General features: G+C 50.4%; 10 protein-coding genes. 5 read left to right on the forward strand and 5 right to left on the reverse strand.

Annotated features, from left to right (window positions below):
* Positions 1-46: 46 nt before the first annotated feature.
* Complete coding sequence (nsrR, locus tag ACYP03_RS02795) at positions 47-478, reverse strand: nitric oxide-sensing transcriptional repressor NsrR (RefSeq protein WP_459778393.1); 432 nt, start codon at positions 476-478, stop codon at positions 47-49.
* A gap of 114 nt (positions 479-592) precedes the next feature.
* On the opposite strand from nsrR, the gene hmpA reads away from it, so the two are divergent.
* Positions 593-1,765, forward strand: a complete 1,173-nt coding sequence (gene hmpA, locus ACYP03_RS02800; RefSeq protein WP_459778394.1) for an NO-inducible flavohemoprotein — start codon at positions 593-595, stop codon at positions 1,763-1,765.
* A gap of 98 nt (positions 1,766-1,863) precedes the next feature.
* On the opposite strand, the gene guaD is transcribed toward hmpA, so the two are convergent.
* The 4 genes from guaD to xdhA are packed head-to-tail and all read right to left on the reverse strand — an operon-like array spanning position 1,864 to position 8,013.
* Positions 1,864-3,213, reverse strand: coding sequence for a guanine deaminase (gene guaD / locus ACYP03_RS02805; RefSeq protein WP_459778395.1), 1,350 nt, complete (start codon positions 3,211-3,213; stop codon positions 1,864-1,866).
* 24 nt (positions 3,214-3,237) lie between these two features.
* The gene (gene xdhC, locus ACYP03_RS02810) at positions 3,238-4,092 is read right to left on the reverse strand and encodes a xanthine dehydrogenase accessory protein XdhC (RefSeq protein ID WP_459778416.1); all 855 of its coding nucleotides are present in this window, start codon (positions 4,090-4,092) and stop codon (positions 3,238-3,240) included.
* Between the two features lie 59 nt (positions 4,093-4,151).
* Positions 4,152-6,572 (reverse strand): xanthine dehydrogenase molybdopterin binding subunit, encoded by a 2,421-nt coding sequence (gene xdhB / locus ACYP03_RS02815; protein WP_459778396.1) that lies wholly within the window; start codon positions 6,570-6,572, stop codon positions 4,152-4,154.
* Positions 6,565-8,013, reverse strand: a complete 1,449-nt coding sequence (xdhA, locus tag ACYP03_RS02820; protein ID WP_459778397.1) for a xanthine dehydrogenase small subunit — start codon at positions 8,011-8,013, stop codon at positions 6,565-6,567. Before xdhA ends, xdhB begins: the two co-directional genes overlap by 8 nt.
* Positions 8,014-8,930: 917 nt before the next feature.
* Here xdhA and uvrY point away from each other — a divergent pair.
* The 4 genes from uvrY to ACYP03_RS02840 all read left to right on the forward strand — a co-directional run bounded on the left by uvrY (position 8,931) and on the right by ACYP03_RS02840 (position 15,490).
* Positions 8,931-9,575, forward strand: a complete 645-nt coding sequence (gene uvrY / locus ACYP03_RS02825; RefSeq protein ID WP_036750689.1) for a UvrY/SirA/GacA family response regulator transcription factor — start codon at positions 8,931-8,933, stop codon at positions 9,573-9,575.
* The gene (gene uvrC / locus ACYP03_RS02830; protein WP_459778398.1) at positions 9,575-11,410 is read left to right on the forward strand and encodes an excinuclease ABC subunit UvrC; all 1,836 of its coding nucleotides are present in this window, start codon (positions 9,575-9,577) and stop codon (positions 11,408-11,410) included. The genes uvrY and uvrC overlap by 1 nt, the downstream gene beginning before the upstream one ends.
* A gap of 86 nt (positions 11,411-11,496) precedes the next feature.
* Positions 11,497-12,054 (forward strand): CDP-diacylglycerol--glycerol-3-phosphate 3-phosphatidyltransferase, encoded by a 558-nt coding sequence (pgsA, locus tag ACYP03_RS02835; RefSeq protein ID WP_248139773.1) that lies wholly within the window; start codon positions 11,497-11,499, stop codon positions 12,052-12,054.
* Positions 12,055-12,604: 550 nt separating this feature from the next.
* Positions 12,605-15,490, forward strand: a complete 2,886-nt coding sequence (locus tag ACYP03_RS02840) for a diaminobutyrate--2-oxoglutarate transaminase family protein (RefSeq protein ID WP_459778399.1) — start codon at positions 12,605-12,607, stop codon at positions 15,488-15,490.
* The last annotated feature ends 33 nt before the right edge of the window (positions 15,491-15,523 follow it).

The raw sequence follows: 15,523 nt of genomic DNA on the forward strand, positions 1-15,523 counted from the left end.
CAGTGTCCATTAACACATGCCCCATCTGTTTTGAAAATGGGGCAGTTTAATCCTGTGGCCTCATCAGCAATATCAGCAGTTCATTGTTTTCTGTCAGCATATCCGCAATCGTGCATTCGTCGAGCTGTGCCAGAAAGGCCTCTTTTGCTTTGGCCAGATAGTTTTTCAGACGGCAGGCTGGGGTAATGTGACAAAACTCCGGCGCACAGTTCACCACCTGCAGCGGTTCCAGATCCCGTACCACTTGCCCAATCACAATCTGATCCGCCGGTTTCGCCAGACAGATCCCGCCATTTTTGCCGCGGACGGTTTTCACATAACCGAGCTGGCCCAGTTTATTGATGATTTTCACCATATGATTTTTCGACACGGCGAAAGTTTCACTGACATGGTTGATGCTAGTGAGTTCCCCGTCTGGCAAGGCGCCAAGCAGGATCAAGGCACGGAGGCCGTAGTCAGTAAAGTTAGTCAGTTGCACGGATTTTCCCCTTGTGGAGCAGTGTTCAGTGTAATTCCTTTATTGACTGAAAGATATATTTCAGATACAACTTTAAAACATGCATTACAGATACATGTTTTAAAGGAAGTCATTATGCTCAGTCAGAACACCATTGATATCGTGAAATCCACTGCACAATTACTGGCCGAAACGGGTCCGAAACTCACTGCTCATTTTTATGAGCGGATGTTCCGTCATCATCCTCAGCTGAAAGATATTTTTAACCTGACCCATCAGGACAGCGGCCGCCAACGCGAAGCTCTGTTCAACGCGGTTTATGGTTATGCCGCGAATATCGACAATCTGGAAGTCCTGCTGCCTGTGGTTGAAAAAATTGCGCAGAAACATGCCAGCTTCAATATTACAGCCGAACAATACGCGATTGTTGGTGAACACTTACTGGGCACGATTGACGAAATGTTCTCGCCGGGCCAGGCTGTACTGGATGCCTGGGCGGAGGCTTACGGTGTACTGGCAAAAGTCTTTATTGACCGTGAAGAAGCGATTTACCAGGAGAGTGAAGGTAAAACCGGCGGCTGGCGTGGTACCCGGGAATTCGAACTGGTGGCAAAAACACCAGAGAGTGATGTGATTACCAGCTTCGTCTTCATGCCGACCGATGACCAGCCGGTCGCGGCATATCAACCCGGTCAGTATATTGGCATCTACTTAAAGCCTGAGAGCTTTGAGTATCAGGAAATCCGTCAGTACAGCCTCTCATCAGCCCCGAATGCGCAAACCTATCGAATTTCCGTCAAGCGGGAAGCACGGGGCACCGTGTCTAACTATTTGCACCAGCACTTAAAAGTGGGCGATAAAGTCCGGCTGGCGGCACCGTCGGGTGATTTTTACTTCCGTTCTGACGCTTCACAGCCGGTTGCACTGATTTCGGCCGGTGTCGGCCTGACGCCAATGCTGGCGATGCTGGAGAGTGTTCAGGAGAGTCATCAGGCGCCTGTGCACTGGTTACATGCAGCGGAAAACCATCACCAGCACGCGTTGGGTGCGCACGTTCAGAGCATCGCAGACAAGTCGGAACAGGTTACCAGCCACGTGTGGTATCGCGAACCACAGGGGAAAGATGCAGATTTTGAAGGACTGATGGATCTCAGCCAGTTAACAGACACAATTGACTGGCAGAATACGGTTTTCTACTTCTGCGGTCCGGTGCCGTTTATGCAGCATATTGCGAAGCAGCTTCAGGAAAAGGGCGTGTCTGAGTCGCAGATTCATTATGAGTGCTTCGGACCGCATAAGGTGCTGTAAGGTTAAGTCCGACTGATAAAAAACGCCCGTCCTCGGCGGTATAACAAACGTGAATACCGAGGGCGGGCAAGGATAGACGCATTGTGGAGACGCGAGTTTTAACTCGCTTTTTTCTTGGTTACCATTTCTGGTTCGGTTGTCCCTTCTGAATCATAGGCTTTCTCGCCATAGACGAAGGTTTTGCTGACAGTCCGGTCATCGCCCAGACTCATCAGAACAAAGAGTTGCTCTTCCAGGGTTTTGGCCTGTTGCATCCGGAAAGACATTAACGGGGTTGCGTGCAAATCCAGCACCACGAAATCGGCTTCTTTCCCCGGTTGCAGGTTGCCGATTTTTTCGTCCAAATACAGCGCTTTCGCACCGCCCAGTGTTGCCAGATACAGTGATTTGAACGGATGCAGCTTCTGCTGCTGTAATTGCAGCACTTTGTAGCCCTCGCTCATCGTCTGAAGCAGAGAGAAACTGGTGCCGGCACCGACATCGGTTCCCATCCCGACACGCACGCCATGCTGTTCCATTTTCGGCAGGTTAAATAAACCGGAGCCCAGGAACAGGTTTGATGTCGGACAGAACGAAATGGCTGAACCGGTTTCGGCCAGACGCTGACATTCACAGTCGGTCAGGTGAATCCCGTGCGCAAAAACGGCACGTTCTTTCAGCAGCTTGTAATGGTCGTAAACATCGAGGTAGGTGTCACGATCCGGGAACAGCTCCAGTACCCATTCAATCTCTTTCTTGTTCTCAGACAGGTGCGTGTGCATGTACACATCCGGATATTCTTCCAGCAGTTTGCCGACAGTCGCCAGCTGTTCATCGGTGCTGGTTGGCGCAAAACGGGGGGTGACCGCATACAGAAGACGATCTTTCTTGTGCCATTTTTCGATCAGGGCTTTGGAATCCTGATAACCTGACTCCGGGGTGTCGGTCAGGTAATCCGGCGCGTTTCTGTCCATCAGCACTTTACCTGCGATCATCCGCAGTTTGCGTTTTTCAGCTTCCTCAAAAAATACATCCACAGATTCTTTATGCACGGTGCCGAACACCAGCGCCGTTGTGGTCCCGTTGCTTGCCAGTTCATCAAAGAAGATATTGGCAACCTGACGGGCATAAACCGGATTCTTGAACTTGAGTTCTTCCGGGAACGTGTAGTTTTCCAGCCAGTCCAGCAACTGCTCTCCATAAGAGGCAATCATGCCGGTTTGCGGGTAGTGAATGTGTGTATCAATGAAACCGGCGGTGATCAGTTTGTGTTCGTACTGCGTCACTTGCAGGGTGGACGGTTGGCGTGCCAGCACTTCTTCGGCCTGGCCGATATCCAGAATATGGCCGTTTTCCACGACCAGAACACCGTCTTCAAAAAATTCAAAACTGTTTTCAAGCCCGACGTCATGGGGATCGGCAATGCTGTGTAAAATCGCTGAGCGATAAGCTGTGCGTTGTGTTGTCATTTAAATTTCCTTCATTTACCGCTTTCAGGCGACTTGATGATCGACACTGTCGTCAGACGCTGTGGCAGCAGCGTCGTGCTCACTGGCTTCTCGCTTGTCGGCGATTGGCATGCCCTGATAGTGGGCGATCAGTTCCCCGGCAACCGACACCGCAATTTCTGCGGGGTGCTTGCCTTTGACGGCATCAATCCCAATCGGGCAGACCATACGACGAATGGTTTCATCGTCGTAGCCGCGCTGAGACAGGCGATAATCAAACTTCTTCCTTTTGGTCAGTGACCCTATCATGCCAAAGTAAGCGATATCATTTCTGTTGAGGATTTCTCTCGCCAGCTCAAAATCGAGCTGATGGTTGTGGGTCATCACCAGGTAATAGCTGTTGTTCGGCATATCGCGGATCTCACCGACCGGATCATCCGAGACCAGTTTGGTCACGCCAAGTGGCAGCTCAGCAGGGAACTCACTGTCTCGCTGATCAATCCAGGTCACGCGGAAAGGCAATGTACTGACAATATGGATTAAGGCTTTGGCGACATGGCCTGCACCAAAAAGCACCAGATGATGCTGTTGCTGACCAATCGGCTCTAAGCTGAGTGTCGCCATGCCGCCGCAGCACTGGCCCAGCCGCGCACCCAGATTGAAATGCTCGACCCGGGGATGTTTGTCTCCGGTGAGAAGCATTTCCCGTGCCAGCTTGATGGCTTTGTGCTCCAGATTACCACCACCAATGGTGGCGATGATTTCATTCCGGGTGACCAGCATTTTTGTGCCGGCATCACGGGGTACGGAACCCCGGTCGGCCAGCACTGTGACCATCACACAAGGCTCGCCACGTTGATCCAGTTCAGCCAGAGCATGAATCCAGTTGTCTTTAAACATCGCGCTTTCCTCATCTGGCGGGCCGACCCGACCCGCCATTTATACTACTTCCCTGCGGATTACTGGGCTTGTTCAGGGGCCGTCGTTTCTTCTTCCTGTTTCCTGCGGCTCAGGAAAGGCTGAGACTGCGATGGCTGCACTTCATTAATGGCCCAGAGAACGCGCTCTGGTGTTGCCGGGGTGTCCAGCTTCACTAAGGCACCAGGCTCAGCAACTGAGCGGATGGCATCTTTGATGGCACTCCAGACAGACATGCCCAGCATGAATGGCGGTTCACCCACAGCTTTCGAATTGAAAACGGTATCTTCCGGATTGCTGCGGTTTTCCAGCAGTTGAGTGCGGAAATCAATTGGCATATCCGCAATCGCCGGGATTTTGTAGCTCGCCGGACCGTTGGTCATCAACCGTCCCTGTTCGTTCCAGATCAGTTCCTCTGTGGTCAGCCAGCCCACACCCTGAATGAAGCCGCCTTCAACCTGACCGATATCAATGGCCGGGTTCAGCGAAGCACCCACATCGTGCAGGATGTCCGCACGCAGGATTTTGTACTCACCGGTCAGCGTATCCAGCACTATTTCGGCACAGGCAGCGCCGTATGCGTAGTAATAGAATGGACGGCCGCGGGCTTTCTCGTGATCGTAGTAAATCTTCGGCGTACGGTAGAAACCGGTGCTCGACAGAGAAACCTGATTGAAGTAAGCCTGCTGGATCAGATCCTCGAAGCTCAGCAATGCTTCTCGGATCTGGACCAGACCGTTTTTAAAAACCACGTCTTCCGGTGTGACTTTAAAGTGACTGCATGCGAAGTCGATCAAACGCTGTTTGATGGTCAGTGCCGCATTCTGAGCCGCTTTACCGTTCAGGTCTGCACCAGACGATGCAGCGGTTGGTGACGTATTCGGTACCTTATCGGTGTTGGTCGCCGTAATCTGAATCCGGTCGATATCCACCTGAAAGACTTCCGCAACCACCTGAGCCACTTTGGTGTTCAGGCCCTGACCCATTTCAGTACCACCGTGGTTCAGGTGAATACTGCCGTCGGTGTAGATGTGGATCAGTGCACCGGCCTGGTTCAGGAAGGTCGCAGTAAACGAAATCCCGAATTTCACTGGTGTCAGCGCCAGACCTTTTTTCAGAATCGGACTGGTTTTGTTGAACTCGGCGATGGCTTTCCGGCGTACCTGATAGTCACTGCTGGCTTCCAGTTGATCCGTAATTTCGTGGATGAAGTTATCTTCCACAGTCTGATAGTAGTGGGTGACATTCCGGTCTTCATGGCCGTAGTAGTTCTCTTTACGGACATCCAGCGGATCCTTGCCCAGATACTGGGCGATTTCATCCATGATGTGTTCAATGGTCATCATGCCCTGAGGACCACCGAAGCCACGGTACGCGGTGTTCGATGCAATATTGGTTTTGCAGCGGTGACCGGTGACGGTGGCATCGCCCAGATAGTAGGCGTTGTCGGAGTGGAACATGGCACGGTCGACAATCGAATTTGACAGGTCAGGGGAGTAGCCGCAGTTCCCTGACACGCTGATATCAATGCCGTGAATACGACCGTTGTCGTCAAAACCGACTTTGTACTGGTTGTAGAACGGGTGGCGTTTCCCCGTCATGGTCATGTCTTCCATGCGTGGCAGACGCATTTTGGTTGGACGACCGGTCAGATGTGCGATCACCGCGGCCAGACACGCAGGACTTGCCGCCTGTGTTTCTTTCCCGCCGAAGCCGCCCCCCATGCGACGCATGTCAATCACGACTTTATGCATCGGCACGCCCAGCACTTCCGCGACCAGTTTTTGAACTTCGGTCGGGTTCTGGGTCGAGGTATAGACGATCATGCCGCCATCTTCCGTGGGCATGACGGAGCTGACCTGAGTTTCCAGGTAGAAGTGCTCCTGACCCCCGATGTGCAGGTCGCCTTCCAGGATGTGTTTGGCTGACGCCAGCGCACTTTCGGAATCACCCCGTTTGTGCTGGTGGCTGTCTGAGACAAAGTGTTTTTTCGCCAGCGCTTCTTCGACATCCAGTACAGCTTCCAGCGGTTCGTATTCGATGATGGCAGCTTGTGCCGCTTTACGGGCGGTTTCCATGTCATCTGCAGCCACCGCAATCACGGGCTGGCCATAGAACTCAACGACACCGTCAGCCAGCAGCGGATCGCCCGGCAGTACGGCACCGATGTCCAGTTGCCCCGGAACATCTTTACTGGTGATGGCAATGGCGACGCCTTCAAAGGCATAACACGGACTGACATCCAGTTTCGTGATTTTCGCGTGGGCGTAAGTACTGGTGCGCGCGTAGACATGCAGCTGATTCGGAAATTCCAGCCGGTCATCAATGTAAACGGCTTCACCGGTGACCTGTTTGGCGGCGCTGTCATGTTTCACGCTTCTCCCAACGCCTGTCGTGAGATCCTGCGCGAATTTCGCCACCATTTCATCGTGACTCAATGGGTTATGGTGATGATTAGACATAAGCAGTTACCCTTGTTTCAATTTGGCCGTTGGACTGTTGTTCGAGGTAGAAACGGTGCAGCATATTGGCTGCCGTTAATGCACGATATTCCTTACTGGCCCGGAAATCTGACAGTGGTTCGAAGTCATGATGCAGCGCAGCCATCGCGGCTTTAACCGTGTCGAGATTCCATGGCTGGCCGATTAATGCTGTTTCACAGTTCGATGCACGTTTTGGCACCGCGGCCATCCCGCCGAAGGCGATACGTGCGTCTGCCACTTTACCGTCGTCACTCAGAGAGAGCGTGAAGGCACCACAGACTGCTGAAATATCATCATCCAGACGTTTCGACAGTTTGTAAGCACGGAACTCGCTGCCAATCACTGGCTTAGGAACGATAATCTTCTCAATAAACTCGGACGGCTGCTGAGCTGTGACTTTATAGCTGATGAAGTAATCTTCCAGGGGCAGTGTGCGGCGCTCATTGCCGCGGCGAAGGACGATTTGCGCATTCAGTGCGATCAACAGCGGCGGGCTGTCACCAATCGGTGACGCGTTAGCAATATTGCCGCCCAGCGTGCCCTGGTTCCGGACCTGCAACGAAGCAAAACGATGCAGCAGTTCTCCAAAATCCGGATAGTACTTTTTCAGTGTGGCATAGCAGTCGGAAATCGGCAGATTGGCACCGATTTCAATGCTGCTTTCAGTTTCAGCCAGCACTTTCATGTCACTGACCTGGCCCACATTGATCAGTTTGCTGATCGGGCGATGGAACTGAGTGACTTCCAGTGCCAGATCCGTGCCTCCGGCGACCATACGCGCGTCCGGATGCGTCAGCAGCAGGTTTGCCAGCTCATCGCTCGATGTTGGTGAAAAGCCATACTGGCCTTCATGTTTCAGCGTGGCATTTGACAGGCTGATTTTTGACAGTTTATCGATGGTTTGTTTTTCCAGCTCGGCGAACTGGTCCATCAGCTGTGCTTCCTGGCTGAGTGACAACGCGGCATCCACAATCGGACGGTAGCCGGTACAGCGGCACAGGTTACCGGCAAGCGCTTCCATCACGTCTTCTTTGTCGGCCGCCGGTTTGTTTTTGCTCAGCGCAAACATCGACATAATAAAGCCCGGCGTACAGTAACCACACTGAGAGCCGTGATATTCCACCATCGCCTGCTGCACAGGGTGGAGCTGCTTATCTGCGGATTGCAGATCTTCGACGGTAATTAACTGTTTACCGTGCAGAGATGAGACAAAAGTCAGGCAGGAATTGACGGAACGGTATTGCAGCTTACCGTCAACAAGTTCGCCAAGCACCACGGTGCAGGCGCCGCAATCTCCAGAGCCGCAACCTTCCTTGGTGCCTGTTTTCTGAACATGGGTACGCAGGTAATTCAGTACCGTCATGTTCGGGGAGAGATGCTCTTCTTCCCGAACGTCCTGGTTTAACAAAAACGTAATCAAGTGACCTCCTCACAGGCTCATGATCTGACCTATAAGTCAATTCTGGATATACTTGACTCCTTAGTCAACTTTTGATGTTAACACCTTGTGACGTTTTGTTTTTCTTGAAATCAGGTCTTAATCTATATAAATCAATTGATTGTGTGTTTTTTAAACGATTGTTTTGATTCTTGTGTGCAAAATTTGTTTCTAAATATTGTCTTTCTGGTTACATCATGATGTTTTGATATTGTTGTTATCAATAAAACAGTCAGAATCTCTATAAATATTAGCCTCAGTTGGTGGAAAATGTTGCTGTGAATGTTTGAGATGTAGTTGGTGTTCAAGTTTTAATTGATTGATTTATAAAGGTTTGTTTCGGTTCGTGACAGGATCATAAATAAAGTAGATACTCTGTGATCTGAAAAGCTTTTTTGCGGGTGCAGGCCATTGCTGCCAAAGTGGCTGAGCTAAACTGAAGTTTAGAAGTACAGGTCTGAAATAATGCCCTTTAGACATCAGTTGTAAGCGATTTATGCTTGGTGTGTCATATGGTGGGTCAGTCGCTCTCGTGGGTTTCTTTGGCTTTTGCTAAGACCACAGTGTCAGAATGGATAATTTATCAAGCAATGATAAACATGATGAATGAATATGGGAGTGGCATTTTTTTATTTTGTAGATTATAACAGCTTGGTAATACTGAATAATATTCTGCACTGCTTCATATGTAACTGTCCCGGTAAATTTTTGACTTAACAGGTTAAAAGCGGAAGTTTCCTGATGTAATTGTGGCCGATGGCATTGAGTGAAACTTGTACTCAAACACATAAACACTTTGTCGGGAGATTCCAAGTTCAGGCAAAATTGGGTACTATCAGCAAAAGTTATCCCGCCAATTCCGGCAGGGTGCAGAGCCAAATCATAATTGGAGATACAGCTTGATTAATGTATTCCTTGTAGATGATCACGAACTGGTTCGCACAGGGATCCGACGTCTTCTGGAAGATGTCCGTGGTATTAAAGTGGTAGGGGAAGCCATCAGTGGTGAAGACGCCGTAAAATGGTGTCGAAATGAACATGCCGACATTATCCTCATGGATATGAACATGCCTGGCATTGGTGGGCTGGAAGCGACACGCAAAATTCTTCGATTCAATCCTGATGTGAAGATTATTGTTCTGACTGTCCATACCGAAAACCCGTTCCCGACTAAAGTGATGCAGGCCGGAGCTTGTGGTTATCTGACCAAAGGTGCAGGTGCCGATGAGATGGTGAATGCCATCCGTACGGTGAACAGCGGCCAGCGTTATATTTCGCCGGAAATTGCGCAGCAAATGGCTTTGAGTCAATTTGCTTCAAACTCGGAGAATCCGTTTAAGGATCTGTCTGAGCGCGAGTTACAAATCATGATGATGATCACCAAGGGTCAGAAGGTGACTGAAATTTCAGAGCAATTAAATCTGAGCCCGAAAACAGTGAACAGTTACCGCTACCGCTTATTTAATAAGCTGGATATCAGTGGTGATGTTGAACTGACTCATCTCGCAATTCGTCATGGAATGCTTGACACAGAGACGTTGTAGTGTCCGACACTTTTGATGCAAAAAGCTTTCTGAAAACAGTAACAAACCAACCTGGCGTATATCGGATGTACGACCAGGCTGGGGAAGTGATATATGTGGGGAAAGCGAAAGACCTGAAAAAACGGTTGTCGAGTTACTTTCGTGTTCAGGTTTCCAGCGAAAAAACACGCGCGCTGGTCCGTAATATCTGCAAGATTGACGTCACGGTGACGCACACCGAAACCGAAGCACTGATCCTCGAGCACAATTACATCAAGCAGTATTTGCCAAAATACAATGTATTGCTGCGAGATGATAAATCTTACCCTTATATTTTCCTGAGCGGTCAACATCATCCCAGATTGTCTGTTCATCGCGGAGCGAAAAAGCGTAAAGGGGAATATTTCGGACCTTACCCGGATTCTGGCGCTGTCCGCCAAAGCCTTCATCTTCTTCAGAAAGTTTTCCCGATTCGTCAGTGTGAAGACTCGGTTTATGCTAACCGCAGCCGACCTTGCCTGATGTACCAGATTGGTCGTTGTCTGGGGCCTTGTGTGAAAGGTCTGGTCAGCGATGAAGAATACGCAGAGCAGGTCAACTTTGTACGCTTGTTTCTGCAAGGGAAAGATCGCCAGGTGATTACTGCACTGGTCGAGAAAATGGAAGTGGCAAGTTCACAATTGGCGTTTGAGAAGGCTGCGCGGTACCGGGATCAGATTCAGGCATTGCGCCGTGTGCAGGAACAGCAGTTTGTCAGCCAGGACAGCGAAGACGATCTTGATGTCATTGGTATTGCCCAGGATAAAGGCATCGCCTGTATTCATGCGCTGTTCATCCGGCAGGGTAAAGTACTGGGCAGCAGAAGCTATTTTCCCCGGATGCCGGCGGATACGGATATCACAGAGGTGATCACCAGTTTTATCAGTCAGTACTATTTCAATCAGGCAGAGGGCAGAGTGATTCCTTCTGTGATCTTACTGGGTGAATCTCTGGGCGATGAGCAGGCCAGCATGTCTGCTGCACTTTCGGAAGTGGCAGGACGCAAAGTTGAACTGCGTTCACAGGCCCGGAGTTATCGTGCCCGTTACCTGAAACTGGCACAGACAAACGCGCTGACCGCGTTAACCAGTCAGCTCAATCATAAAATGACAGTGCATCAGCGTGTCACAGAACTGCGTGAAACCTTGGGACTGGATTCACTTTCCCGGATGGAATGTTTTGACATTAGCCATACCATGGGAGAAAAAACAGTGGCTTCCTGCGTGGTGTTCAATCAGGAAGGTCCGGTCAAACAAGAATACCGGCGATTCAACATTACCGGCATCACGGGCGGGGATGATTATGCGGCCATGGGGCAGGCACTGAATCGTCGTTATGGCAAGCAGCTGGATCCGGATAAAATCCCAGATATTATTTTTATCGACGGTGGTAAAGGGCAGCTGTCCCGGGCGCATGATGTTGTCAGTCCTTTGACCGGCGACTGGCCGAAACGTCCTTTGCTGGTCGGGGTTGCTAAGGGAACAACACGCAAACCGGGACTGGAAACGCTGTTACTGGTAACGGGAGAAGAGTTTTCTTTACCCAGTGATTCACCTGCACTGCATCTGATTCAGCACATCCGCGATGAAAGCCATGACCATGCTATCAGTGGTCACAGAGCGCAGCGGGGCAAAGTGCGCAAACGCAGTACACTTGAAGATATCGAGGGTATCGGACCGAAGCGCCGTCAGTCGTTGCTGAAATACATGGGGGGACTGCAGGAGCTGAAACGCGCAAGCAGGGAAGAAATAGAAAAAGTGCCGGGAATCAGCCGATCTCTGGCGGAAAAAATTTATGACGCATTGCAACACAGCTAGCTTTGCGGCACCCTTAGAGTCTGTTTACCAGAGAGAAGGCTGTCGATGGTAAACAGGCTTATTCCGATAACATAAGAACGAACAGTATGCGCTTAACAATTCCAAATATCCTGAGCTTTGTCAGGCTGGTGCTCATCCCATTTTTCGTGATTACCTTTTACCTGCCTTACGAATGGTCACCCTTTGCAACGGCTCTTATTTTTACAATCGCCGGGATTACCGACTGGTTTGACGGTTATCTGGCCCGTAAACTGAACCAGACTTCCCGTTTCGGCGCATTTATTGATCCGGTTGCAGACAAGGTGATGGTTGCAACTGCTTTGGTGCTGGTGACAGAAAATTATCATTCCGTCTGGGTGTCGATTCCGGCAATGACGATGATTGGCCGGGAGATCATCATTTCAGCACTGCGGGAATGGATGGCTGAACTGGGTAAACGCTCCAGCATCTCTGTGTCCTGGGTGGGCAAGGTGAAGACGGCCGCGCAGATGTTCGCTTTGGTTATGCTGTTATGGCACCCCAACTCATTCCTTGAAACAATCGGCTTTGTTGCCCTCTACATTGCAACGATTTTGACTTACTGGTCGATGTACTTGTACTTGAAAGCAGCAAAAGGTGATTTGCTCCATCCTGACAATATGTGACAGAACAATCACCTGGATTTGACACAAAAGCGGCCCCGGCCGCTTTTGTTTTGTTTGAAAATGTAAGATGAGAATGAATTTTTTTAATCAATCATAAATTCTGCTTGGCAATGAAAAGCCCAGTATGTTATTTTTCGCGCAATCTCAGGGGGAAACATATCTGAGACACATCCGTCACCATGAATTCAGGCTGATTGCATGTTGACGATCCGTAGGTACTGCCGGCGATTGGCGCTGTCAGTAGAAGGGCATTAATCATGCTGTCTTGCGCAGTTGAGCAAGCGCATCAATTAAGGAACCCAACTGTGAATATTTTAACGTCTCTGACCCGAATCAGCTTTGTCTTACCCAATTGCAGTATTATTACTGAACCTTGATCGTCCGATCACCTTGTCTCAGCTGCCTGCTATTAATGAACAGCAATCTTCATTGCTGTGCTGATTAGTTGCGCGCTGTGTTACGCGTTCCCGGTAAGTCTTTGACTTATCAATGTCTTTTATACTCAAAAGTACCACCTTAGGTGGACTTCACTATTTTGGATTAAATACCAATGAGTAATGTGTTTGATTTAGACGATGTCAAGCATGCGTCCAATGTTCCTGTTGTTCATGACATTTATGACCTGACCCCGGATGAGCTGCTGCTCAGTCAGGAGCATTATGAGTCTGAAGTGCGTTCGTACCCACGTCGCCTGCCACTTGCAATTAAAAAGGCAACAGGTCTATTGGTTGAAGACAGCCGAGGTCAGGTCTATCTGGACTGCCTGGCCGGTGCAGGTACGCTGGTTCTGGGTTATAACCACCCTGAGATTAACCAGGCAATTATTGATCAGTTGAATGCGGGGATTCCGTATCAGACGCTGGATATCACAACACCAGTGAAAGACAAGTTCATCAAAGAAGTGATGAACTTCCTGCCGGATGAGTTCGCAGCCAATGCGCGGATTCAGTTCTGTGGCCCTTCTGGTGCTGATGCCGTTGAAGCCGCGATTAAGCTGGCTAAACAAACCACAGGCCGTAACGTGATGATGGCTTTCCATGGTGCATACCACGGAATGACCAACGGCACGATGGCGATGATGGGTAACCTGAACACCAAAGCTCGCCGTCAGGGTCTGATGGCAGACGTTCACTTTGCACCATTCCCTTACAGCCTGCGCTGTCCGTTTGGTATGGGTGGCGATGAAGGTGCCAAACAAACTCTGCGCTATCTGGAGCGTATGCTGCATGATGACGAAAGCGGCGTGCAGAAACCAGCGGCCATTATTGTTGAGCCGGTCCAGGGCGAAGGTGGTGTGATTCCTGCGCCAGCATTCTGGCTGCGCGAACTGCGCCGAATCACTAAAGAACATGGCATATTACTGATTTTCGATGAAATTCAGTGTGGTATCGGTAAAACCGGTTACAATTTTGCCTTTGAAGAATCTGGTATTACACCAGATATCCTGTGCTTGTCTAAAGCAGTCGGTGGCGGTCTGCCAATGTCTCTGCTGATTTTCGATAAGTCTGTAGATACCTGGCGTCCGGGTGAGCATACCGGTACTTTCCGTGGTAACCAGCTGGCGATGGCGACAGGTGCCAAAGCTCTGGAAATTATTCAGCGTGACAACCTGGTTGAGCACGCACGCGTTGCCGGTCAGTACCTGCGTGAAGGTCTTGAGCGCATTGCGTCTTACGTTGATTGCATCGGCGAAGTTCGTGGCAAAGGTCTGATGCTGGGTCTTGAGATTGTCAAGGCAGGCAAGAAAAACAAATTCGGCGAGCCGGAAGCAGATCCGCAACTGACGCTGCAAATTCAGCGTGCTGCGCTGGAGCGCGGTCTGATTATCGAGAAAGGCGGCCGTCAGGGTTCTGTACTGCGTTTCCTGCCACCATTGATCATTACTTTTGAGCAAATTGACTTCGCACTGGATGCACTGAGCAAAGCGATCATCGCGACTGCAGGTCCTGCGAAAGTGGTTGAAGCCTCTGCAGCCAGCGACGCTGACAAGTGGCGTTCATTCTTTATCCACACTGGCGAAGGTGGTGCGGATCAGTTTGAAGCGGCTCTGAACCAGACAACGAAAGTGCTGAAGCAAGTCTTCGAAAGCACAACAGCACCATACTCAGGTATGGAGCCACAGGTTCTGAAAAACCTGATTAACAATATTGAACTGACTGATCAGCAACTGCCTCTTGAAGCGGTGATTGATCAGGCGGGTGAGCTGATTGCCAAGAACTCAATCATGGTTCAGCACCCGAACTGCATTGCGCACCTGCACACGCCACCACTGGTTCCTGCGGTTGCAGCAGAAGCCTTTATCGCGGCGCTGAATCAGTCGATGGATTCATGGGATCAGTCGACGGCGGCAACTTTCGTTGAACAGAAAGTCGTCGACTGGCTGTGCGGCGTATACGGTTACAGCAAAGATGCGGATGGTGTTTTCACCAGCGGCGGGACACAAAGTAACCTGATGGGCCTGTTGCTGGCACGTGACTGGTTTGCAGATAATCAGTCGGGTCACAACATCCAGAAGCAAGGTCTGCCTGAGTATGCCGGTAAGATGCGTATTTTGTGCTCGAAGAAATCTCACTTCACCGTACAGAAGTCTGCGTCTCTGATGGGACTGGGTGAGCATGCGGTGGAAACCGTAGACACGCATCCGGACGGCACCATCAAACTGGCTTCGCTGGTGACACGTATTGATGAACTGAAACGTGACGGCCTGATGCCATTCGCGGTTGTGGGTACTGCTGGTACCACAGACCACGGTGCGATTGATGATCTGGACGGTCTGGCAGATATCGCGGCGCAGCACAGCATGTGGCTGCATGTTGACGGTGCTTACGGCGGTGCGCTGATTCTGAGCCGTCACAAAACGCGTCTGCACGGCATTGAGCGTGCGGATTCGATCAGTGTGGACTTCCACAAACTGTTCTATCAGCCAATCAGCTGTGGCGCAGTGATCATCAAAGACAAGAGTAACTTCAAGTATCTGCTGCATCATGCAGATTACCTGAACCGTGAAGACGACGTAGTACCAAACCTGGTCGACAAGTCGATTGCAACTACGAAGCGTTTTGATGCTTTGAAAGTGCTGATGACCATGCAAGCTGTGGGTACACAGGCACTGGGTGCAATGTATGATCACCTGTTGGGACAGACGCAACAGGTTGCCGATCTGGTGAACCAGTCTGAAGAGTTCGAGCTGCTGGCTGATCCTGCCTTGTCGACGGTACTGTTCCGCTATGCTGGTGCGAAAGATGCGGATCTGGACCAGTTGAACAAAAAACTGCGTTTTGAGGCACTGGTGAAAGGTGTTGCAGTCTTGGGTGAAACGGTTGTTGATGGCAAAATCGCACTCAAATTAACGATTCTCAATCCATGCCTGACCATGGCGGACTTTGAGAATCTGCTGAATGACGTTAACCAGCTTGCTTGTTCACTGGTTGACTGATCTACGTGGCTTGCCTCAGTGGGGCTGGGGCAA

This window comes from Photobacterium sp. R1 (genome assembly GCF_054600795.1).